The sequence below is a fragment of the Streptomyces sp. NPDC001889 genome (genome assembly GCF_053594535.1).
The window spans coordinates 93047-114313 of sequence record NZ_JBSFER010000006.1 but is presented as its reverse complement, the minus strand read 5'-3'; the positions used below and the strand labels follow the sequence as shown (position 1 = coordinate 114313).

Annotated in this window: 20 protein-coding genes; 5 read left to right on the top strand and 15 right to left on the bottom strand. The window is 73.3% G+C overall.

From position 1 onward, the window contains the following. Nucleotides 1-531: 531 nt before the first annotated feature. From ACWCRA_RS08380 to ACWCRA_RS08365, 4 genes are all read left to right on the top strand, one after another. Entirely contained in the window at nucleotides 532-993 is a 462-nt protein-coding gene (locus ACWCRA_RS08380) for a VOC family protein (protein WP_451067085.1), read from the top strand. 309 nt (nucleotides 994-1302) lie between these two features. Next, nucleotides 1303-2334, top strand: a complete 1032-nt coding sequence (locus ACWCRA_RS08375; RefSeq protein WP_351559034.1) for a class I SAM-dependent methyltransferase — start codon at nucleotides 1303-1305, stop codon at nucleotides 2332-2334. A 19-nt stretch (nucleotides 2335-2353) separates the two neighbouring features. Continuing rightward, nucleotides 2354-3109, top strand: coding sequence for a hypothetical protein (locus ACWCRA_RS08370; protein ID WP_351559036.1), 756 nt, complete (start codon nucleotides 2354-2356; stop codon nucleotides 3107-3109). Then, complete coding sequence (locus ACWCRA_RS08365) at nucleotides 3106-4098, top strand: DMT family transporter (RefSeq protein ID WP_451067084.1); 993 nt, start codon at nucleotides 3106-3108, stop codon at nucleotides 4096-4098. Before ACWCRA_RS08370 ends, ACWCRA_RS08365 begins: the two co-directional genes overlap by 4 nt. Before the next feature lie 48 nt (nucleotides 4099-4146). Here the strand turns inward: ACWCRA_RS08365 and ACWCRA_RS08360 are convergent, their stop codons facing one another. From ACWCRA_RS08360 to ACWCRA_RS08320, 9 genes are all read right to left on the bottom strand, one after another. Then, nucleotides 4147-5355 (bottom strand): acyl-CoA dehydrogenase family protein, encoded by a 1209-nt coding sequence (locus ACWCRA_RS08360; RefSeq protein ID WP_351559040.1) that lies wholly within the window; start codon nucleotides 5353-5355, stop codon nucleotides 4147-4149. Between the two features lie 103 nt (nucleotides 5356-5458). Beyond that, nucleotides 5459-5701, bottom strand: coding sequence for an acyl carrier protein (locus tag ACWCRA_RS08355; protein ID WP_351559042.1), 243 nt, complete (start codon nucleotides 5699-5701; stop codon nucleotides 5459-5461). After that, nucleotides 5698-6789, bottom strand: a complete 1092-nt coding sequence (locus tag ACWCRA_RS08350; RefSeq protein ID WP_451067083.1) for a beta-ketoacyl-ACP synthase 3 — start codon at nucleotides 6787-6789, stop codon at nucleotides 5698-5700. Before ACWCRA_RS08350 ends, ACWCRA_RS08355 begins: the two co-directional genes overlap by 4 nt. 166 nt (nucleotides 6790-6955) lie before the next feature. Beyond that, a complete protein-coding gene (locus tag ACWCRA_RS08345) occupies nucleotides 6956-8170 on the bottom strand; it encodes a beta-ketoacyl-ACP synthase III (protein WP_451067082.1) in 1215 nt (404 codons plus the stop codon). Nucleotides 8171-8379: 209 nt separating this feature from the next. Further along, nucleotides 8380-10215, bottom strand: a complete 1836-nt coding sequence (locus tag ACWCRA_RS08340; protein WP_351559045.1) for a carbamoyltransferase family protein — start codon at nucleotides 10213-10215, stop codon at nucleotides 8380-8382. Beyond that, nucleotides 10212-12413, bottom strand: coding sequence for an iron-containing redox enzyme family protein (locus ACWCRA_RS08335; protein ID WP_451067081.1), 2202 nt, complete (start codon nucleotides 12411-12413; stop codon nucleotides 10212-10214). Before ACWCRA_RS08335 ends, ACWCRA_RS08340 begins: the two co-directional genes overlap by 4 nt. 159 nt (nucleotides 12414-12572) lie before the next feature. After that, entirely contained in the window at nucleotides 12573-13625 is a 1053-nt protein-coding gene (locus tag ACWCRA_RS08330) for an Inducer of phenazine A (RefSeq protein WP_451067080.1), read from the bottom strand. Next, nucleotides 13622-13897 (bottom strand): acyl carrier protein, encoded by a 276-nt coding sequence (locus tag ACWCRA_RS08325; protein ID WP_351549628.1) that lies wholly within the window; start codon nucleotides 13895-13897, stop codon nucleotides 13622-13624. Before ACWCRA_RS08325 ends, ACWCRA_RS08330 begins: the two co-directional genes overlap by 4 nt. A 56-nt stretch (nucleotides 13898-13953) precedes the next feature. After that, nucleotides 13954-14766, bottom strand: a complete 813-nt coding sequence (locus ACWCRA_RS08320; protein ID WP_451067079.1) for a class I SAM-dependent methyltransferase — start codon at nucleotides 14764-14766, stop codon at nucleotides 13954-13956. Between the two features lie 365 nt (nucleotides 14767-15131). On the opposite strand from ACWCRA_RS08320, the gene ACWCRA_RS08315 reads away from it, so the two are divergent. Continuing rightward, entirely contained in the window at nucleotides 15132-16631 is a 1500-nt protein-coding gene (locus ACWCRA_RS08315) for an alpha/beta fold hydrolase (protein ID WP_451067078.1), read from the top strand. 25 nt (nucleotides 16632-16656) lie between these two features. Here ACWCRA_RS08315 and ACWCRA_RS08310 read toward each other — a convergent pair whose 3' ends face one another. The 6 genes from ACWCRA_RS08310 to ACWCRA_RS08285 form a co-directional block, all read right to left on the bottom strand. After that, nucleotides 16657-17727, bottom strand: coding sequence for a hypothetical protein (locus ACWCRA_RS08310; protein ID WP_451067077.1), 1071 nt, complete (start codon nucleotides 17725-17727; stop codon nucleotides 16657-16659). A gap of 209 nt (nucleotides 17728-17936) precedes the next feature. Beyond that, nucleotides 17937-18251 carry a hypothetical protein gene (locus tag ACWCRA_RS08305; RefSeq protein WP_451067076.1) on the bottom strand — a complete coding sequence of 105 codons (315 nt, stop codon included), beginning with the start codon at nucleotides 18249-18251 and terminating at the stop codon, nucleotides 17937-17939. Continuing rightward, nucleotides 18232-19128 carry an alpha/beta hydrolase family protein gene (locus ACWCRA_RS08300; protein ID WP_451067075.1) on the bottom strand — a complete coding sequence of 299 codons (897 nt, stop codon included), beginning with the start codon at nucleotides 19126-19128 and terminating at the stop codon, nucleotides 18232-18234. Before ACWCRA_RS08300 ends, ACWCRA_RS08305 begins: the two co-directional genes overlap by 20 nt. Nucleotides 19129-19349: 221 nt before the next feature. Continuing rightward, entirely contained in the window at nucleotides 19350-19901 is a 552-nt protein-coding gene (locus ACWCRA_RS08295; protein ID WP_351549616.1) for an AAA family ATPase, read from the bottom strand. Between the two features lie 221 nt (nucleotides 19902-20122). Beyond that, on the bottom strand, nucleotides 20123-20638 hold the full coding sequence (locus ACWCRA_RS08290; RefSeq protein WP_351549613.1) for a lytic polysaccharide monooxygenase auxiliary activity family 9 protein: 516 nt from the start codon (nucleotides 20636-20638) through the stop codon (nucleotides 20123-20125). A 325-nt stretch (nucleotides 20639-20963) separates the two neighbouring features. Then, on the bottom strand, nucleotides 20964-21218 hold the full coding sequence (locus ACWCRA_RS08285) for a hypothetical protein (RefSeq protein WP_351549610.1): 255 nt from the start codon (nucleotides 21216-21218) through the stop codon (nucleotides 20964-20966). Between the last annotated feature and the right edge of the window lie 49 nt (nucleotides 21219-21267).

Here is a 21267-nt window from a genome sequence, read left to right as displayed (position 1 = left end):
TCCGTGCGGTGGTGCGTCGCCGTGCGGAACGGCTCCGCCGTGCGGTGGCGCCTCGCGTGGCGGGACGGCTCCCCAACCTCCAACACCTGCCCCGACTTTCTTCTCGGCTGTCCACGAGAGCGCTCATCCGCCGGGGTGCGGGGGCGAGTTCGGGGCGCACATCCGCCGCCCCGTGTCGTCCTCGTCATCCGGCGGCGCCCGGTCCGGTCCCCCCGGCCGCTGGAAAGCACGTTCTACGAAGCCGTGATTTTAGTTGATCCGGCGGCCCTGTGGTGAGGAAGGGAGTGGGCGCGATCGGCCCCCCGGGCGCGGTCCCCGGCCGCCCGGGCGGCTCCGGCTTTCGCCCCGGCCGGCGCGGGTCCATGATGAGAGTAATGCCCGACCCATCCTCTGGAGGCTCTGGAGGCGGCCCGATGCACGGCACCCCGCACCACCAGGCCCCGGCCGCAGGTCCGCCGGAGCCCCGCGACTCCGCTCCGGCACCCGCCGGCCACCCGCCGCCACGGCTGTCCGGAACGCCGGGTGGCTGACATGCGACGCGAAGACCTCCCGGCCCCCGACGCCGGAATCCTTCTCACCCACTTCCTGACCGTGGCCGATGTGCCCCGCTCCCGGGCGTTCTACACCGATGTCCTCGGCGGCGAGGTGGTCCTCGCCGAGAACCCCTGCATCGTCCGGCTCGCCAACAGCTGGCTCATCATGAACCCCGGCGGCGGCCCCACACCGGACAAGCCCGGGATCACGCTCCGCCCGCCCGCCGATCCGGCCACCGCCACGAGCTTCCTCAACATCCGGGTCGCCGACATCGGCGCCGTCCACCGGCGGTGGAGCGAGAGGGGCGCGGAGTTCCTCACCCCGCCCATCGACCGCAAGGCCGAGCTGCGCTGCTATCTCCGGGACCCCGACGGCTATCTCATCGAGGTGGGCCAGGCCACCGGCCTCCTCCGGGGCGTCCTCGCCGACCCGCCCGCCGGCTCCGGCGGCGGCCGGTGACGCGCCTCCACGGCTGAACCGCTCCGGACAGGGGCCGGGCCCGGCCACCACCGTGGTGCCGCTGTTTCCTCTGTGGGGTCTGGTGCGCGCAGCCGTCGGCGGTTTCGGCCATGTGCGCGGTCCCGTGCGGCCGGGTCTCCACCGGGGCCACCTGGTCAGGACTCCTCCGCATTCCGCCGGTTTCGCGACGGCCACAAGCGGAGGGGCTCATTCTGCGTCTGGCCCGAAAGGGGCGGCGTGTTGTCGGCACCCTGTGGCACACGAATCCTGAGTGAGCGTCAAGAAGCCGGCGGACAGGAGTGGCCACAGGTGACCGGAACACGGGAAGACGTCTATGCCGCGGCACAGGACCATTACACGTCGGCGTCCCGCAGAGACGCGGTCAAAATATTATGGGAGGAGCCGGTCACGGCGCGGATCATCGGCGAGGCGTTCCAGTACGCGCCGGCGCGCGGCGACCTCCGGGTGGTGGACATCGGCTGCGGCACGGCCGAGGGGCTGCGCCTCATGCTGCCGCTCGCCCGGGCGGCCTCGCGCACCCTCCGGTACACCGGACTCGACCTGGACGCCAGGTTGCTGCGCCTCGCCCGGGCGCAGTTCGACGGCCGCTCCGGCACCCGTTTCATCGAGGGCGACATGCGGTGCGACCTGCCGGAGGAACCGGCCGATGTCTACTTCTCCTGCGGGGTCCCGTACTCCCATCTGCGGTCCGATGAGATGACCGAGACCCTCTCCGCGATTTTCCGCGCTGTGCGCCGCAACCGGAGCCGTTCCACGGTGGTCGTCGATGTTCTGGGAAGGTACTCCCTGGAATGGGAACCGTACTGGGAGAGCACACGGCGCGAGTACCGGATGAGTTTCTTCAACAGCGGCCGGCCCAGTGCCGGCACACCCATGTCGTTCTGGGACTCCCAGTCGCTCCTGACCTGTGTCGCCCAGGCCATGCGCCGGGCCGGGAGCAGCTTCCAGAAGGTGTCCTTCCACGACCGGTCCGTCATGGTCGGCCGCCACACCAGCACCCGCCAGTACCATCCCGGCCTCGCCCCCTACCGCGAGCTGATCAACCGTCTGGAGGCCGGCGACGACACCGTCGCCGCCCGCGAACTGCGCTTCCCGGCCGGTGTCCGCGAGGCGCCCCAGGCCGTCGCCGCCTTTCACCGCCGGTTCGCCCCGCAATGGGACGGCGAGATCGCCCGCTGGTGCCGGGGCGCGGAGTACGTCCCCGCGGCCCGCGCCCGCTCGCTGGCCCACGCCCTGCGCACCGTCGAGCACAGGCTCGCTCCCGGCCTCGGCGTCGGCCACTCCCTGACCGCCGTCATCTGCCTGGACCACTCCGGCTGACCCCCACCGAAGGAGTCGTATGCGATCCGAGTACGCCATCGACCGCCCCACCCTGCTCGGCAAGGACGAGCACTGGAAGATCAGCGATCTGGGCGTCATGCAACTGCGGCACGACTACCCCGCCGACCTCCTGGAGACGATCAGGCGCAAGGCGCTCGACATCAAGGAGGAGCAGAGCGCCGACCTCCATCTGAATCTGCGCTTCGTCCGGAACGCGCAGAGCCTCATCCCCGAGATCAAGGAGCTGGTGCACTGGCCCGGACGGATCGAGCAGCTCAGCGAATTCGCCGGCGCGGAGCTGGAGCCCTACCCCCACCGGGTGATCAGCACCGCGCTCACCTTCATGGGCCCCGAGGACGGCACCGTGGACTGGCACGGTGACGGCCCGCCGGTGACCGAACTGGTCGCGCTGGAGGTGGACGGCGCGGTCGGCGGCCGGCTGGAGCTCTACCAGGGCGACTTCGAGGCCGCCATGGCGGTCGTCCAGAAGGGCGGAACCCTGCCGAGGGACCGGCTGATCCATCTTCAGCACAAGGTCGGAAGCAGTATGTTCGGCCAGCTCATGCGGGTCGCGCACCGCACGGAACCCATGACCGCGGGGACGCGGATCACCCTCACCATGAATCTCCGGTCGGTGACCCACCCCTACATCGAGAACAACCCGATGTACTACCTCGCCGCCGACAACCCGGACTTCGCGTGGGTCGAGGAGTACGTCGCCGATGTGCGCGAACGCCAGCTGCCGGCCTATCTGGCCGCACGGACGGCCGCGTGAGCCGGCCCGTCCCCCGTGCCCGGCCGGACAGCTCCGCCCGGCCGGGCACCGGTACGCCGGAAGCACGCCACCGGCGCACGGGCGGCGCCGCCGCCTTCGCGTTCGGCGGCATCGCCTTCTGGTCCACCAACGCGCTGGCCGGCTCCTCCGCCCTCGCCACCCTGGACCTGGGCATCGTGCTGCTCCTGCAATTCGTCTCCTGCACCCTCGCCCTGGGCGCCGCCGAGGCGGTGACCCGGACGCGCTCCCGGCGCCGCCCGCCGCCGTCCGCCGCCGGCCCGCCGGCCCCCGCCCTCACCCGGCAGGAGTGGCACCACGCCTGCTGGGTCGGTGTCCTGGGCTTCGGCGGCACCATGACCTTCCAGTACATCGGATTCGCCCACGCGCCCATCGTGGAAGCCAACATCATCGCCTACGGATGGCCCATGTTCGCCGCGGTCTGGCTCGCGGTGACCGTGCGGAGCAGAAGCACCGCGACGCACCTGGTCCTCGCCCTGGCCGGCTTCGCCGGGGTCGCGATGATGACCCTGGCCCAGGGCGGTGACGGCCCCTCGGGCAGCCCGCTGGGGTACGGGTCCGCTCTGCTGTCCGCCCTGTTCATGGCGTTCTACACGCTCGGTGTCGGACGCACCCGAGTACCGGCCCGGCGTGTGATGCTCATCGGCGGGGCCGCCGCCTGCTGTTCCTCCCTCGCCATCGCCCTGGCCACCGGCGCGGACTGGACCCCCACCACGGCGTGGTGGGCCATGGTGTACGTCGGCCTCGGGCCCTGCGCCGCCGGATACCTCCTCTGGAGCGTGGGCATGACACGCAGCCGCGGCCGTCTCGCCCCCCTGGGCTACGCCACCCCGCTCCTGTCCACCTGCGTCCTGCTGCTGGCCGGGCGCGCCTTCGGGGGCGCGGTCGCCGCGGCCGGAGCCGTCCTGGTCCTGCTGTGCACGGTCGGAGTGCTGGTCACCGACCGGGCGTCGGCCGGCAGCCGCCTCTGACCGCCGCCGGTCCCCGGCCGGCCCCGGACCGCGGGGCCGGCCACGGGGTCAGTCCTCGATCCACCGCTCGTACAGCGCGTGGTCGGGCCGGAACGCCGTCGCCACCAGTTCCCACATCATCTCGTCGCTCCCGCCGCCCATCCGGCTCACCTTGAAATCCCGCCACAGACGCTCCAGCGGTGTCGCCTCCTCGACGTATCCCCGCCCCCCGAAGAGGTGCATGCACTCGCCCGTCACCCGCTCGCCGAGGCGGGCGATGGTCACCTTCAGCGCGGCGATCTCCGCCATCGGCACCCGGCCGCCCGAGGCCATCTCCGTCACGGTTCCGTACAGGCCCCGCCGGGCGATCAGCGCCTGCGCGTGCAGATCCGCGACCCGCAGCCGGAGGGCCTGGTGGCGGTGGAGCGGAACGCCGAACTGCCGGCGCCGCTTGAGATGGGTGACGGTCAGCCCCAGCGACAGTTCCAGCACGCCGATGACCTGGGCGGCCAGCGAGAGGCGTTCGTACAGCAGGCCCTGGCCCATCGCGGTCAGCCCGGAGCCCGGGCGGACCAGGACGGCCTCGTCGGGCACGAGCGCGTCGACGGCGAGCCGGGAGGTCTCCAGGCTGCGCATGCCGGTGGTCGGCCAGCGGTGGAGCAGGGTCAGTCCGTCGCGGGGGACGATCACGATCGCGGGGCCCCCGGGGCCCCGGCAGAGCACCAGGGCGAAGTCGGCGGCGGCGCCCGGGGAGACGAACCACTTGACGCCGTGCACCCGCCAGCCGGCGCCCTCCCTGGTCAGTTCGGTGGCGACGGCGGAGAGATCCGATCCCACCCGCTGCTCGGAGGTCGCGACACAGCACACGCTCTCGCCGGCCAGCGCCTGGCGCAGCACCTCCTCGGCGTACCCGCCGCGGCCGTACCTCCGCAGCAGGGAGGCCGCGGCCTCCAGATGGAGGCCCACTCCGACACCGATGCCGCCGAGGCCGGCCCGCCCCATCTCCTCCGAGAGGAGGACGGAGCGCCCCAGATCGCCGTGGACACCGCCCGCCCACCGCTCCGTCAGCAGCCCGGCGGAGCCGAAGGACTCGATCGCCGCCCGGGGAAAGCGCCGGTCCCGCTCGCTCGCCGGGACCAGCGGCGCCACGCGGTCGGCTATCAGGGTCCGGACGCGCTCCCTGAACCGCGCCACGGGACGGCTCGCCGTTCCCAGCGCCAGTTGGGCTCCGAGATCGGAGGGGGCCCCGGCTCCGTGCCTCAGGGTGTTGTTCACCATGCTGATCACCACCGATTCCGGTCGGCTCGTCGTGAGAACGGGTGGCGCGCGGCCGTCGTTCCCGGGCCGGGCGGGCAGTCGTGCCGCGCGGCCCGGTGCGCCGTCACGCGCCCATGGCGGGCGCGGTCTCCGCCGTGGACAGCAGCTCGTCGAGGGTCATGTCCGGGGGTGTCTCGATCTCGTCCAGGTCGATGCCCCAGTCGTCCTGGAGGGTCATCGTCAGCTCCACGATGGCGAGGGAGTCCAGGTCGAGATCGGACAGGGTCGCCCTCGGCCGGATGGCGTCGGGGTCGACCCGGAACTTCTCCACGAGCCGGTGGGACAGATGCTGGAAGCGGGTGCTCATGAGGGTGCCTTGTCGTCGTCGGCACGCGCGGGGCACGGGCCGGGGGTGTACGGGGGGTGGGAGAGCGGTCGGGCCTCGGGGAAGAGCAGCGTGTGCGAACCCCAGGCCAGCCCGCCGCCGAAGCCGGTGATCAGGGTCCGGGCCCCGGGGGCGGCCCGCCGCCGCGCCGCCGTGTCGGCGAGCGCCAGAGGGATGGAGGCGGCGGCGGTGTTGCCCAGTTCGCGCAGATTGCCGTGGCACCGGGCCGGGGGGATGCGGAGGCGGTCGGCGACCGCGTCGATGATGCGCTGGTTGGCCTGGTGGCTGATGAAGACGTCGACATCCTCGGTGTTCCAGCCGGACCGCCTGAGGACCCCGAGCGAGGAAGCGGTCATCCGGCGGACCGCCTGGGAGTAGACGGTGCGGCCCTTCATGGCGAAGTAGTACTGCTCCGGGGTGGCCCGGGGCGCCGCGAAGGGCAGCCGTGAGCCGCCCGCCGGGACCTGGATCAGCTCGGCCCGCGCACCGTCACTGCCCAGCTCCTGGGCGAGCAGGGCACCGGGCTCGTCCGCGGCTCCGGCCCGCACGAGCACCGCCCCGGCTCCGTCGCCGAAGAGGATCGCGGTGTCGCGGTCGTGCGGATCGATCAGGGTGGTGCTGTAGGTCTCGGCGCCGATGACCAGGGGACGGGTGTAGAGACCAGCGGTGACGAGCGCCCGCGCGCAGGTCAGCGCGTAGAGGAAACCGGCGCAGGCGGCGGAGAGATCCAGTGCCGGTGTGTCGCCGAGCCCCAGGCGGTGGGCGACCTCCGGCGCGGTCGCCGGGCAGCGGTGGTCGGGTGTGGTGGTCGCCAGCAGCACGATGTCCGGCGGGAGCGGGCCGCCGGCCAGTTCCGCCGCGGACTCCAGCGCGGCCCGCCCCGCCGCGTGGGCGAGGTCGCCGGTGCTGGTGCGGGCGTCCGCCAGATACCGGGCGGCGATTCCCGTGCGCTCCAGAATCCACCGCTCGTCGGAGTCCAGACCGTTCTCACGGATGAGCTGCCGATTGGTGACGGCGCGTTCGGGAAGGCTCGTGCCCAGACCGCACAGGACCGCGGCAGGGGTAGGCATGACAGCTCCCAGGGGATGTCGGCCGGTCCGTGGCGCGGACCGGGTGCGTACGGGAAGGTGCGGGCGGTTCCCGGCCGGCGCGGGGTCCGGGCGGCGCGGGGCCGGATGAGGGCGGATGCCGGTCGGCCCGGAGGCCCGGGGCGCGGGCGGTGGCGGGGCGCGCCCCTCAGCGGACGGCTGGTGCCCTGCCCGTCCGGCGGGCCGCGCCCCGGCCGCCCCCGGTCGCTTCCACCGGCCATACGAGGGTGGTGGCCGCCCAGGTCAGCCCGCCGCCGAACGCGGTGAGGAGGACCCGGTCCCCGGGTTTGACCCGGCCGTCGGCGGCGTCCTGCGCCAGCAGGATCGGGATGGACGCGGCGGAGGTGTTGCCCACGTGCTGGATATTGCTCGCCATCCGGTCCGGCGGGACGCCGAGCTTCCGGCCGACGGCGGCGAGGATATGGGCGTTGGCCTGGTGGGCGACCACCCGGTCGACCTCGGCGATGTCCCACCCCACCGCTTCGAGCGCCCGGTGCGACACCTCGGCCATCCGCTTGACGGCGAGCCGGAACACCTCCGGGCCCGACACCGACAGATAGCGTGCCCCGGTGCCGTCCGGCGCGCCGTCCCCCGGGTCCCGGGACCCGCCCGACGGCACCTCGATCAGATCGCTGCCCGCGCCGTCGCTGCCCAGGATCACCGGCCCGATCGCGCCCTGCTCCCCGGCCGCCCCGGCGCGCAGCACCACCGCTCCCGCGCCGTCGGCGAAGATGGCCGATGTGGCCCGGTCGCCGGGGTCGAGAAGCGAGGTCAGCGTCTCGGCACCGATGACCAGCACCTGCCGGGCCGTACCGCCCGCGATCATGCCACCGGCGACGGCGAGCCCGTAGAGGAATCCGCTGCACGCGGCACCGACGTCGAGCGCCGCGATCTCCGACTGGCCCAGCCGGGCGGCGACATCGGGTGCCGTGGCCGGGCAGACCCGGTCCGGGGACGTGGTGGCGACCAGGACCAGATCCACCCGGTCGACCCCCGCCGAGTCCATCGCCCGCCGCCCCGCCTCCACCGCGAGATCCGCGGTCGCCGTGCCCGGGGTGACCACATGGCGGCTGGTGATGCCGGTGCGGCTGCGCAGCCACTCGGCCGACGCGCCCACCCGGGAGCCGAGGGCGTCATTGGTGAGCACCGTCGGCGGCAGCCAGTATCCGATGCCGGAGAGGACCGCGGTGCGGGCTCCGGCGGAGCGGTAGACCTCATTCGCGGGTCGCGGCCCGTCCTGCGGCCCCGGCGGCTTCCGGGGCTCCGGCGGCTCCGGCGGCTCCGCTCGGTCGGGCGGATTCCTCCGGTCGGACCGCCCCGGCTGTTCGGACGGCCGGGTCCGTGTCGAGCGGACGCTTTGCATCGTTGACTCCCTCCCGGGGCCGGCAGTAGTGCCAGTAGTGGTCCGCCGAAGGGTCCCAGCGGCGGCGCAACGGGTCGTGGAACAGCCGGAGCAGCAGGCTCAGCGGCGTGAACACCAGGAAATAGATCGGGAACAGCAGCAGGTCCCGCATAGGCGTCGGTCCTCCTGACCGTGGGTGGCGGCCTCGCACGGAGGAGTGCGAGGGGGGTTCAGTCCAGGGGGATCTCCTCGCGCCAGTCCCCGGATTCCCGCCACACCGGCTGCCGGTCCTTGAACAGCAGATGTCCGCCGAGCACGAGCAGATCGATGTCGGTGCGCATGAAGCACGCGTACGCGTCCCGCGGCGACTGGACGATCGGCTCGCCCCGTACGTTGAAGGACGTGTTCACCAGGACCGGGCAGCCCGTTCGCGCGCGGAAGGCGGTGAGCAGGGCGTGGAAGACGGGGTGGGTGGACCGGTCCACGGTCTGCACCCGGGCCGACGAGTCCACATGGGTGACCGCGGGAATCGTGGAACGGGGCACCCGGAGCAGATCGAGCCCCCGGACGTCCGGCGCTTCGGCCGCCGCCAGCCGCCGGGCGCGCGCGACCTCCGCGACCTGGAGCATGTACGGACTGCTTCCCTCCAGGTCGAACCAGTCCCCGGCGTCCTCGGCCGCCACGGCGGGTGCGAACGGCCGGAAGGACTCCCGGAATTTGATTTTGAGGTTCATGGTGCTCTGCATCCGGGGATCGCGGGGATCTCCGAGGATCGAGCGCGCGCCCAGCGCCCGCGGCCCGAATTCCATCCGGCCCTGGAACCAGCCCACGACCCGGCCGTCCGCCAGCGCGTCGGCGACCTGCTCCACGAGCGCGTCCCGGCCGGGACGGACGTACGGGATGGCGTGCCGGTCGAGATGGGCCCCGATCTCCCGGTCGCTGAACGCGGGCCCGAGCAGGGCGCCGGACATCGCGTCGGGGCGGCCCTCCAGCCGCGGCCGAGCCGCGCCCCGCTCCACCGAGACGGCCAGCGCCGCGCCCAGCGCGCCCCCGGCGTCCCCCGCCGCGGGCTGAATCCACAGGTCGTCGAAGACGCCCGCGCGGGCGATCCTCCCGTTGGCCACGCAGTTCAGCGCCACGCCGCCGGCGAGACACAGATGGTCCTCGCCCGTGAGGCGCCTGCTGGTGCGGGCCAGCAGGAGCATGACCTCCTCGACGACCTGCTGCACCGAAGCCGCGAGATCGAACTCCCGCTCGGTCAGCGGCTCCTCCGGCAGCCGGCGCGCCCCGCCGAAGAGCGTCTCGAAGGCCCGGCCGGTCATCACCCGGCCCCGCAGATAGGCGAAGTGGCGCAGATTCAGCCGGAACGACCCGTCCGGCCTGATGTCGATCAGCTTCTCCCGGATGATGTCCGCGTAACGGGGTGTGCCGTACGGGGCCAGCCCCATGAGCTTGTACTCGCCCGAGTCCACCTTGAAGCCGCAGAAATAGGTGAACGCGGAGTACAGCAGGCCCAGCGAGTGCGGGAACCGGATCTCCGCGACCCTGGTCAGCGCGGTGTCCCGGCCGTGCCAGATCGTGGTGGTGGCCCAGTCGCCGACCCCGTCCACACAGAGCACGGCGGCGGACTCGTGGGGGCTCGGCAGAAACGCCGAGGCCGCGTGCGACTCGTGGTGCGCCCGGCACACGACGTCCGGCACCGGGCCCGAGTCCAGGGCGGCGAGCCGCGCGCGTACGGTCGCCGCCGCCCGCAGCCGCCAGGAGAGCCACTCCGGCAACCGGTCCCGGAAGACCGGGTACCCGTGCGGGGCGATACCGGCGAACGTGGCCATGACCCGGCGGAACTTCGCGACGGGGTCCTCGTAGTAGGCGACCGCCGCGACATCGCCGAGATCCGCGCCCGCCTCGCGCAGACACGCGCGCACCGCCCGCTCGGGGAAGGCCGGGTCGTGCCGCCGCCGGCTGAACCGCTCCTCCTGGGCCGCCGCCACCGGAGTCCCGTCGGCGACCAGCGCGGCGGCGCTGTCGTGGTAGAAGGCCGAGATCCCCAGCACCAGCCCGGTCATGACGCCGCCCCGGCGCGGTGGGCCCGGTCGTCGGCGGCCGGGCGGTCCGGCCCGGCGCGGCGGGCCCGGCGCGCCGCGCGGCGCGCCCCGAACCCCTTCGGCGGGTCGAGCGACCGGAAGCCCGTCCGGACCCGCTCCCAGGCCGCCGCCTGGGCGCCGGCGCCCTGCGCGCCGAGTACCGAGGTCAGAAACGCGTCGACCGCGTCGGCCGCCCAGGCGGAGTGACCGGTGGCCACATTGTCGATGGTGTTGTGGATGTCGACGAACCTGGTGGAGAACCCGTACCGCTCCAGCGCCCGGTGGGCCCGCCGGTAGCCGCCGCCCACACCGGACAGCTCCATGGCGAGATTGAGCCCCAGCACCTCGGGCAGATAGGTCCGCGGATAGCGGCCGATGCTGAGCCAGTACACCGGGAGTTCGAACGAGCCGTCCCGGAACCCGGGCCACCGCGCGAACTCCTCCGACGCGGTGGGCGGAAGCTCCACCCCCATCTCGGTGAGGACCTCGCGGTAGATCAGCGGATGGTTCAGGCTCGGCGCGCCATTGCCCAGCTCGTCCCAGTACGTCTCGAACAGGAAGTACCCGTGCTCGGAGGAGGCGAGATCGTAGTCGGTGAACCCCTGGAGCCACGAGCCGTCGATCAGTGTCAGCGGGGCGAGCTGCACCGTGGCGTCGATCAGCTCCTCCCGGGAGGGGAGCGGGGCGCCGGGGGCCGCCGCGAGGTCCCGGTCGTCCCGGTCGTGCCGGTCGTGCTGGTCCAGCAGCCAGGGGCGCAGACCCTGGGCCGGCCAGTGCCGGGGCAGCGCTCGCGGGTCCCGGTCGATGCCGTGCCGGGACCGCGCCAGCCAGCCGCGGATGTAGTCGTGGGTGTACCGGCGCAGCTCCGGTGTCTGCCGCCGGTGCTGCAACAGATGGAAGGCGGACCGGAGATCGGCCGGGGCCCGGCCGGCCGGGGTGCCGGAGGCGAAGAGGCGCGGCAGGGGATAGGAGGCCGGCGGCGCCGGGGCGCGTGCCGTCCGGGCGCCGGCCCGGGCGGGCAGGGAGTCGATCCACCGGCGTATCACGGCCAGGTCCCCGGGCGAGAAGACACGGAACATGGGCCCCCGTTGCATGACCAGCCCATTGACCAGCCTGCTCCGGTCGGACCTGCCGGGCCGCACCAGATCGCTGGTGGCCAGGGCCTCCAGGAACCCGGAGGGGTCCCGGCCGCACTCCCGCAGCCACTCGGAGAGCGAGCGGCCCGAGAGCACCGAGCCGTGGTGGTAGACGGCGCCCTCCCGGGCCCGTCCCCGCAGCAGTTCGGCCATGTCGTGGGCGGGGTCCTCGGCCGACCGCAGCTCGGTGTGGAGATCGTCGCTCCACCGCGCCAGCGCCGCCCACGCCCAGCCGAAGCCCGCGGCCACCCGCTCCCTGTCCGCGCCCCGGACCCGGAGGTACGCCCGCACCGCGTCCCACCCCCGGTCACCCTCCGCCTCCGCCGGCCGGGGCTCCCCGCCGTACACCTCCGGGCCGGGAACGCCGTCGGCGCTCCACAGCACCTTCGCCGCCACCAGGAGCGGCGGCAGGACGCCGACGGTGCGCAGACAGAGGTCGGCGCCGAGGATCTCCGGCCGGAGGTCGTCGGGGAGCCGGCTCATGGCCAGCAGCATCGCGGGGAGGTAGAAGTTCCGGTCGGCGATGCGCCGGTCGAGGGCCAGCCGGGACGCGGGTACCGCGTACTCGGCCAGCTGCGCCCTCCGCAGCGCCGCCACATAGGCGCTGCCCAGGGAGGCGCGGGGATGGCCGACCCCGACATCGGACGCGTAGAGCGCGAGGGCCCGCAGCGCCAGGGGGTCGTCGGCGCTCGCCGGGGAGGTCAGCCACTGGAGCCAGGCGCCGCTCTGCGCGGCCAGCGGGGCACAGGCCAGCGCGGCCCGCCCGGCCAGGGCGTCGGTCACCTCGCCGTCCTCGCTCAGCAGCGCCCCGTAGCGGCGCCGCTCGTCGGCGGCCCAGGTGGTGAGACGGACCCGGAGGCCGTCGAGGTCCGACTCCCCGGTGCCCGGCACCCGGAGGCCGAGCAGCGCCGTACGTATCTGTTCGACCGAGCCCTCCGCGGGGAAGGACCCCTCCGGGTCGGCGGTCCGGTGGTAGAGCGACCGGCACGCCGAGCCGGCCGGCTCCGCCGATGTGATCGGCGCCTTGGCGGCCTGGACAGGCATCCGCCCTCATCTCCTTCGGTACGGGTCGATCGGCGCGGGCCAGGGGCCGGCGGGCGATCAGAACATCGGGTAGATCGAGTCGTCGCTCTTCCGCCTGGCCGTGCGCCGGCGCCAGCCGGTGAGGAGTTTCCGCAGGAACCGCATGACGGAACCGTCCTTTCAGGAGAGGGCCAGCCGCTCCGCCAGGACCCTGGCGAAGATGTCGCTGCCCTTGTCGGTGAAGTGGCCGCGGTCGACGAAGATCCAGTCGTCCGGCGCCGTCGCGTCGGCGATGAGCGGCGCGATCTCCAGGAACCGCACGTCCTGCTTCTCGCACACCCCGCGCAGCGCCTGGGCGTACTGCCGGCCGGCGTCCAGGGTGGCGATCTCGCCGAACATCTCGTCCAGCGGGACACCGAAGCCGGAGAGCCGGTCCAGCTCCGCGAAGAGGAGGGCCTCCTCCGCGCAGGGCCTCTGCCTGATCCAGGGCGCCAGCGGTGTGAGCACATACGAGATCCGGGCGCCGGTGGCCGCCGTGAGCCGGCGCCAGCCGTCCACATGCCGCTCGGTGAGCGCGGTGGCGTGGGAGATCAGCCGGTCGAGATCCGGCACGGCCGCCCCGGAAGGGGCGGCGGCCCGCGGGGCCGGCTGCTGCGACCGGGCGGCCCGGCCCCACAGCCTCCGGCCCGGCCTGCGGTGCCGGGTCCGCAACTGCTCCATCAGCTCGTAGTACTCGTTGCAGTAGAAGAACGCCCCGTGGTCCCCGTGCTGCCACTCCGGCAACCTGCTGAGCAGCAGATTGTTGACCCCGGAGAGGATGACGATCTCCTCCACGCGCGGCAGCAGATGGTGGTGGAGCAGCATCAGGATCAGCTCCTGGACGGAGTTGAAGCTCCGGCCGCTGAAGTTGAGCCAGGGGGCCGAGGGCGCGTACCGCGTCCACAGATACGAGGGGATGGTCGTGGCGTCGCTCGTGGCACCGATGCCGAGCGCCACCGAACTGCCGACGAAGAGCCGCACCGGCCCCTGGGCCACCTCGCTGTCGACCGCCGCGCGCACTCCGTCCGGGCCGTGGGAGAACCGGAAGCCGTACCGGTCCGTGTTCAGCACGTCCGAGCGGTAGTCCGTGTGGTTGAAGTACATCAGATACGGCAGATACCGGGTGTGCCCGCGATTGTCGAAGTCGTCGTACTGCTTCATCTGCGGGGTCAGTTCGTAGCGGTGGAGTTTCACTGCGCACCCGATTTCGCCAGAGCGTTCTCATAGGCGTCGATCAGATCGTCCACCGTCTGAACGGCGGCCTCTCCCTCCAGCCCCTCCTTGAAGGGGTCGACACCCAGCTCGTCCTCCAGCTCGATGGCCACCCGGGCGAATACCAGGGAACTCACACCGAGACCGGTGAGACTGTCCCCACCCGATATCCGGGATGGCTTCTCCCCTTCCTCCTCCAGGATTTCGGTGATGGCCTTGACCGTCACGGATGTGATGTCGGACCTGCTGTGCATGACTCTGTCTCCTGCCACTGAGGGATGGTTCCGGCGGCACCCGGGCGACCGGGTGGTCACGCCTTGGTGGCGATGGCGCGCACCGTGCTGACGTTGAGCCGGTCGACCCGGTGCTCCTCGATCCACTTCTCGCATGTGGCGCGCACCCGCTCCTCGGCGGCGGCGTCCAGTTCCGCCTCCAGCCGCCGCAGCCCGCTGGAGTGCACGATGGGCCACCACGCCCCGGCCGAGCGCAGCGGCAGCGGGGTGTCCTCGGTGGTGACCTCCGCGCCGGTCACCCCGGCCTCGTCCAGCAGGGCGCGCACGACGTCCGGGTCCTCGGTCCGCACCCAGGGCAGATAGGTCCCCATGCCCGGCCGTTCGGCCCGGCAGGCATCGAAGAAGACGGGCAGCACCGGCTCGAAGAGCCGCCGGCCGATGGTGGTGATCGCCAGCGTTCCGCCGGGCCGCACATACGACCAGAAGGCGGCGAGCGTCCGCACCATGTCCTCGGCGAAGTAGATGCCCAGCGAGCAGTTCACGATGTCGAAGGCCCCATCGCCGGGCGGCAGCGCGTCGATGTCGCCGTACCTCACCCTGACCTGGTCCAGCCCGCGTTCCCGGACCCTGCGCCGGGTGATGGCGCGCATCTCCTCCAGGATGTCGACACCCTCCACCGAGCCGGTCGGGCCGACCCGCTCGGCCATGCGGACCGTCATCGGTCCCGGGCCGCAGCAGAAGTCCACCACCCGGAGACCGGGCCGCAGAGGCAGACGCGAAACCGTGTCGTCGGAGATGAAGCCCCAGAATTCCTCGGCGGCCACGGCGTAATCGGATGACGCCGCGCCATAGGTGGTCCTGGTGTCGTAACTCCGCAGATCCTTGCTCACTCGGGCCTCCTGGGAGAGGGAGAGGTGCCGGAATGTCCGGCAGGGCGGGAAGCGTTGGCGTCCTGGGAATTCGGAGGCGGAATCGGCCCCCGAAAGCGCGGCGAGGATGTTCCGGCCGCGCATGCGAGGGGATGCCGGTGGTTTCACCGGCTCATCCGTACAAGCCATCGGGTTGCCCACCGGGAATGGAGTATGCGCGATCGGGGCGTTCACGCGTTGAACGCTTGTGCCCTTGTGAAAGCGGAGGGGGGGACCGGCTTTCCGCCGCCCCGGTCGCCGCCGAACCGCCCGTGCCCACCCGGTTGTTACCTGGTCACCATGGGCCGGTGGAGTCACCATCATGTGGCGCCGGAAGAGTGCCGCGGGTGAACACCAGCATGCGTTCGAACATCGGCCCGAGCACGGGACGGCGGGGTCTCGCCGTGCTCCTGGCCCTCTGCGCCTCCGCCGCGGCCCTGGCCGCCCCCGGCGCCGCCGCCGCCCGGGAGCCGTCCCGCGTCACCGCCGCGCCGCCGGCCATCGGCTGGGGGCCCTGCCCCCGGCCCGACCCGCCCTCTCCCGAACCCGGCCCGAGGGCGGAGTGCGCGACGGTCAGGGTGCCGCTGGACTGGTCGGACCCACAGGGGCCGAAGACCGGCGTCTTTGTCGCGCGCCAGCGGGCCGCGGACCCCGCACGCCGGATCGGCGTCCTGATGTCGAACCCCGGCGGCCCCGGGGCGCCCGGAGCCGATGACGCGCTCTACGCGGACGACCCCTACGAGGGCTACGACCCGGCGATGCTCCAGCGCTTCGACATGGTCGGCTTCGACCCGCGCGGCATCGGGCGCAGCCAGGGGGCCCGGTGCGACGAGTCGATCCTCGACTCGATGCCGTCCCGCCCCCGTGACGCCGCCGAGTTCGAGCGGCTGCGCACCCTGAACGGCCGGCTGGCGGAGAGCTGTCTGCGGCGCACGGGCCCGCTCGCCGCCCATATGGACACCGAGAGCGTCGCCCGCGACATGGACGCGATCCGCGCCGCCCTCGGCGAACCCCGGATCAGCTTCCTCGGCCACTCCTACGGCACCCTCATCGGCGAGCGGTACGCGCGGCTCTTCCCCGGGCGCCTCCGCGCTCTGGCCCTCGACAGCGCGGTGGACCCGGACCTCTCCGGCGCCGAGCGCTACCTCACCGACGGCAGCGTCACCGTCGACGGCGCCCTGCGGCGGCTCGCGCGGTGGTGCGCGGGGGAGACGGAGTGCGCGCTGCACGGCCACGACCTGATGGCCGTCACCCGCGAGCTGTTCGCCCGGGCCGACGCGGGCACACTCCGCGAGCCCGGACCGGACGGGCCGGCACCGGCCAGGGTCACCGCCGACCAGCTCTCCGCACTGCTCACCTTCACCGCCGGCAGAGGGATGCCGGAGAGCGCGGCACGGCAACTGGCCGCCCTGCGCACCGGCCGGGGCGAGGTCCACTGGAGCGGCGGCGGCAGCAACGAGATCGCCACACGGCTGGTCCTCTGCCGGGACAACGACCTCAGGATGCGTGACTACGCCCACTACCGCGCCATCCGCGAACGCGTCGCCCGGGCCGCCCCCGGCGTCCGCCACAACGCCCAGGCCCTGGACTTCGTCCTCGACTGCCAGGGCTGGCCCCTTCCGCCGAGGCCCCGGCCCGCCCGGGCCGACGGCGCTCCGCCGCCCGTCCTGGTGGTCAACGCCACCCACGACCTGGCGACCCCGCTGCCCGGCGCCCGGCGCATGGCCCGCGCCTTCCCGAGGGCGACGCTGCGCACGGTGGACACCGTGGGCCACTGGCTCTACCGCTTCGGCATGCCGGAGCGGCGGGTGATCGACGACTGGCTGACGGCCGGCCGAGGGAACTGACCCGGCCCCGCCGGCACACCCTCCGTCAGGACCGCGTGGCGACCCCGCAGGTGTCGTCCCCGGACGCCCCCGTCCGCTTGTCCAGCGGCGTGCCGCGGTCGTACGGGTCGACCGCGGGGCCGCTGCCGGCTGCCGGACCGGCACCGAACTGCGGCGTCAAGTAGCCCGTCACGGTGTCGTCGCAGCCGCCGTTGGTCATGTCGGTGGCGTACGAGATCAGGGAGAAGGTCCCGGGTTCGGTGATCACCTTCGCCGGGTTGTCCCAGCTCAGCACCGTCTCGCGCCGCACGATCGTACGGACGACCTCGTCGCCCCGCGGCGCCCGGGCGACCGGGTAGACATAGGTGACATCGGCCGTGACGCGGAGGGCCCCGCGGTCGCCCTCCCGGTAGGTCATCCGGCCCCGGGTCCTGATCTCGTCGCCGACCAGGCGCGTCCGTGTGCGGTCGAACCGGCTGAAGAGCGACACCGGGTCGTTCTCCGCGTCCGGCGCGCGGAACGCGGTCGACAGGAAGCTCCTCATGTTCTTCTGATGCGGGTTGATCAGTGCGATGGCTTCGGCGGGGCGGTCGCCGCGCAGTACCCCGGAGTCCAGATTCGACGCGGCGAGGAAGTCCCGGCTCTGGCGGAGGGCCTTCTCGACCTGGGCCCTGCTCATCCATCCGGTGGCCCTGGCCGCCGGTACGGTGATCCCGGCGGTGCCGCTCGCCCAGCGCTCCGCGGGCGATCCCCTGAACGGCTCCTCCAGCGTGGGCCGCAGGGGGTCGTCCACGGGCGGCGGCTCCGTGGGGCGCACCGACTCCGCGGCCATCGGCACGCCGGTGCCTGTGCCGGTGTCGCCGCCGAACCAGCCGGTCACCCGGCCCGGGATCAGCGCCACCACGAGCAGGGCGACCGCGGCCACCAGTCCGGCCGCGTACCAGCCTCTCCGCCGCTTCGGCCGCGGCGGTGCGGTGGAGCGCCAGGCGGCCGGCTCCCCGGGGCTCTCGCGCAGCCGCCGTGTCACGACCCGGGCCCGCGCCGACGGTTCCCCGGGTGCGTCCGCCGTGCCGTCCACCGATTCCCTGAGGAACCGCTCCCACTCCTCATCGGGCACGGACGAACCGCCCCGACCCCCACCCGCGCTCACACCCGACTCCTCACGCCGCCCGCCGTCACGACGTATCGCTCAAGATCACTCGCCGTATGATCGCACGACCCCCATGGCCGCCCGCCGCCCGCCGCCCGGCCGCCGGGCTCTGCCGGGACGCCGGGACCGGCGGACCGCCCGCCGTGAGGCAGCCGCACCGGCCCCGGCCCGGGGCGTCAGGGGTGGTGGAACTTCACCTCGGGGTTGGCGGCGGTCGGCCCCGCCAGCACCGGCTGCGGTCTGCCGCGCAGATGCTGGTCGAAGAAGGCGGCGACATAGCCCCGGGTGACGGCCACCGCCCGCCCGGCGGGCAGCGCCGGCGCCGGCAGCCCGAAGTGCCGGGAGATGAGCGGCCCGTCGGAGAAGGTGAAGTGGTCCGATCCGGTGACCGTCAGCCAGCGCTTCCAGCCGTCCAGGGTGGGCCACATCCGGTCCCAGGTGGTGTCGGAGCCGCCCGGCCGGTGGACGCCGTCATCGGTGCCGAGCATCATGAACGGCCGCCCGCCCAGCCCCCCCGGCGGGCAGATCCTCCCAGAAGCTGCCGTCCATGTTGATGCCCGCGTCCACCCGCCGGTCGGCGGCCATCGCCGTGGCGGCGCTCGCTCCGCCGATGGAGTGGCCGGCCATCCCCACACGTCTTTTGTCGATCATGCCCGCGTGCCGCCAGACGGGTGCGGGTCCGGTGAGCCGGTCCAGCACGTGGGACACATCCCGGGCACGGGTCGCGGTCACCACGGCCCCCCGGGAGCCGTCCTCCTCCAGCGCCCGGCAGGCGACACACGTCAGTGTCCGGCCGTCGGGCAGGGAGATGCCGTAGGACTCGTACGCGTGGTCGAGCGAGGCGACGACGTAGCCCCGGCTGGCGAGATCCTCCGCCAGATTCGTCTGGGTGTACCGGGACACGCTGAATCCGGGCGAGAGCAGGACGAGGGGATACGTCCCCTTGGCCGGGCGGGCGCCGACCCGGCCGTGGGTCCGGGTGGCGCTCAGCGTCCGCGCGGGCACGAGCGTCTCGATGCCCTGCCCCTCCACCAGCAGCCTGGCCTCCTCGACCGTGGAGTACCGCGCCGTACGGCCGTCGCCGGGGCGGGCCGCCGGATAGTGGAGGGTGGCCATCAGCTGCCGGCCGCCGGCGGACGGCACCCAGGGGTCGGTGCGGGAACGGTCGTCGAGGTGCAGGGTGGTCCGTCCCACCGGGTGCGGGCCGGTGGGTCGGGGCAGTCGCAGGGTGTCGGCCGGCACGGTCGCGGAGACCGGGCGCACGGTGGCCGTCTGCGGCGCGGCGGTGGCCGTCGCCGCACCGGTGAGCGGCAGCGCGAGGGCGAGACTGAGTACGGCGGCGGTGGCCGCCCGGGTGAGTTCTGCCATGGGAGAACGCTAGGCGAACCGCCCGGTCCGGCGCGTCGGACCACGGTCGCATGGTCCGTACGACCGTGGGTGGGGCGATGGCGCCGGGCCGTACGACCTCGGTCGGGTGCGCATGTGCCGGACGGGTGCTCGGACGGCGCTCGGCGGAGACCGGCCCGGCGGGGCGGGCCGACCCGGCCTCCCGGGCGTGGCGGGCCGGGCGGCTCCGGCGGGCAGGGGTGTCAGCCGTGCGCCAGGACGGCGTCCACGGTCGCGGCGAGCGTCATCGCGGAGCTGTCGAACCAGGTTCCCTCGCCGGAGAGTTCCCCGCGCAGCGCACCGTCCAGGAACGACCAGTCGGACGCCAGCACCTTGTCGCGCTCGGCGACCCGGCGGGCGACGACCTCGGCCGACGGCGCGAGGACGATCAGCCGCAGCGGCAGTCCTCGGAGCTGCTCCCGGTAGAAGTCCAGATGCGCGCGCCGGACCACCACGTCGTCGATGACCGGGACGACACCGGCGGCGTGGAAACTGCGGGCCAGCGCCGACGCGTTGCGGGCCCGCAGCAGCAGCTGGCGATCCGCCTCGGGGTCCGTCTCCGGCGACGGCAGCCGTCCGCCCGCGACGATCAGGTCCTGGAGGTGGTCGCCCTCGATGTGCGCGCCGAGGGGGAAGCGGCGGGCGAGCGAGGCCGACACCGAACTCTTCCCGGACCCCGGGATGCCGATGACGAGAAAGACGTCGGAGGCGGGCGCGGTGTCGACGACCGTGCCCTGGAAGGAGGGTTCCGGCATGGTCGCTCTTCTCCTTCACCGCCTGACCGGGCACGGTCGCGGAAGCCGCCGTCATCGAGGCGGCGATCGTAGCAAGCGGGGAGGGCCCACCCCGCCCGCCGGGGTTCCGGGTGGACGGAGCCGGTCCGCCGCCGGGGGCGCGGCGGATGGAGCATGCCGGCCGCCGGGGGCCGCGGTGGGCGGAGCCGGTCCGCCCACCGCGACCTCACACCGCGGTCACCTCAGCGGATGTTGACATCCACACAGGCGTAGAACGCGTTGGCGGTGTCGGCGATGTTCCACACGGCGAGCACCTTCTGCTTGCCGCTCGCGCTGCCGAGGTTGACCTGGTGCGACACGGTCGAACCCGGCTGCGCCCCGCCGTCGTTGAACTCCGCGACCTTCTGGCCGCCGACGTAGTACTGCCAGGTGCTGGTGGCGTGCCGTGCCGTCAGCCGCCAGTTGAAGGTGGTCGAACGGCTGACGGGGGTCACCGTCCAGCCCTTGCTGTCGTTGTCCAGCTCGGAGAAGCGGCCGTTGCCCCCGCTGCAGCTGCGCAGGCCCTTGGGCCCTTCCACGCTCTGGGGCTCGTACTTGATCTGGCCGCAGGGAACCGTGTTCGCGGCGCACTGGGCCTGCCGGCTGGGCGGCGAGGAGATGTAGCCGTGCGCGCTGGCCGTGCTCGCCGGCAGACAGACGGCGAGGAGCGGAGCGATACCCGCGCCCATGACGATGGCCAGTTTCTTCTTCCCGTTCATGTCAGCTCCTTCTGCTGTGGAGGCCCGCCGTCGTTGCCGGGCCTCGTCGAAGAGGCGTTGCGGGGGCGGACATGGCTTCACCGAGGTGGCGACCGGCCGTGGGGGGACCGGCAGTCGGTGAATCGGCGGCGAAGCCGCTGTCGCACCCTTGGTCTGGACCATATCGCTTGTCAGGTTACGGTCAATAGGGCAGCGGCATGTTCAGGACGCGGCGCGGAACGTGTTCCCGGGGCGGCGCCGGGGAAGCAGCGGTGGTGAGGGAGAGGGGTACGGCCTCGATCCCGGTCCCGCGCGCGACGCCCTCGCGACGAGGGGCGGGGGCGGGTCAGCTGCCGTCGCCGTGCTCGGCGACGACCTCCTCGACGAGATCCCGCAGGTCCTCGGGGTCCAGCTCGTCGCAGACGCCGGGCGCCACCGCGTCCCGGACATCGGAGCCGGAGGCCAGGGCGCGCTCGTGCTCCTCGGCGATCGCGTCCCGGCAGGCACCCGTGTCGGGCCCGGAACCGTCGCCACCGCACGCCGTGAGGGCGAAGAGGAGGGCGGCCGTCCAGGTGAGGGCGGCGGTCGGTGCCGTGCGCATGGCGTCTCCCGGGCGTCGTCGTGCGGTCGGCGCGAGCGTAGCGCGAAGT

Bases quoted from the DNA above. Each gene is read 5' to 3' on its own strand.
- ACWCRA_RS08380 (WP_451067085.1), top strand. From the start codon at position 532: ATGCGACGCGAAGACCTCCCGGCCCCCGACGCCGGAATCCTTCTCACC.
- ACWCRA_RS08370 (WP_351559036.1), top strand. From the start codon at position 2,354: ATGCGATCCGAGTACGCCATCGACCGCCCCACCCTGCTCGGCAAGGAC.
- ACWCRA_RS08360 (WP_351559040.1), bottom strand. From the start codon at position 5,355: ATGGTGAACAACACCCTGAGGCACGGAGCCGGGGCCCCCTCCGATCTC.
- ACWCRA_RS08355 (WP_351559042.1), bottom strand. From the start codon at position 5,701: ATGAGCACCCGCTTCCAGCATCTGTCCCACCGGCTCGTGGAGAAGTTC.
- ACWCRA_RS08350 (WP_451067083.1), bottom strand. From the start codon at position 6,789: ATGCCTACCCCTGCCGCGGTCCTGTGCGGTCTGGGCACGAGCCTTCCC.
- ACWCRA_RS08345 (WP_451067082.1), bottom strand. From the start codon at position 8,170: ATGCAAAGCGTCCGCTCGACACGGACCCGGCCGTCCGAACAGCCGGGG.
- ACWCRA_RS08340 (WP_351559045.1), bottom strand. From the start codon at position 10,215: ATGACCGGGCTGGTGCTGGGGATCTCGGCCTTCTACCACGACAGCGCC.
- ACWCRA_RS08335 (WP_451067081.1), bottom strand. From the start codon at position 12,413: ATGCCTGTCCAGGCCGCCAAGGCGCCGATCACATCGGCGGAGCCGGCC.
- ACWCRA_RS08325 (WP_351549628.1), bottom strand. From the start codon at position 13,897: ATGCACAGCAGGTCCGACATCACATCCGTGACGGTCAAGGCCATCACC.
- ACWCRA_RS08305 (WP_451067076.1), bottom strand. From the start codon at position 18,251: ATGATGCTCGGCACCGATGACGGCGTCCACCGGCCGGGCGGCTCCGAC.
- ACWCRA_RS08300 (WP_451067075.1), bottom strand. From the start codon at position 19,128: ATGGCAGAACTCACCCGGGCGGCCACCGCCGCCGTACTCAGTCTCGCC.
- ACWCRA_RS08295 (WP_351549616.1), bottom strand. From the start codon at position 19,901: ATGCCGGAACCCTCCTTCCAGGGCACGGTCGTCGACACCGCGCCCGCC.
- ACWCRA_RS08290 (WP_351549613.1), bottom strand. From the start codon at position 20,638: ATGAACGGGAAGAAGAAACTGGCCATCGTCATGGGCGCGGGTATCGCT.
- ACWCRA_RS08285 (WP_351549610.1), bottom strand. From the start codon at position 21,218: ATGCGCACGGCACCGACCGCCGCCCTCACCTGGACGGCCGCCCTCCTC.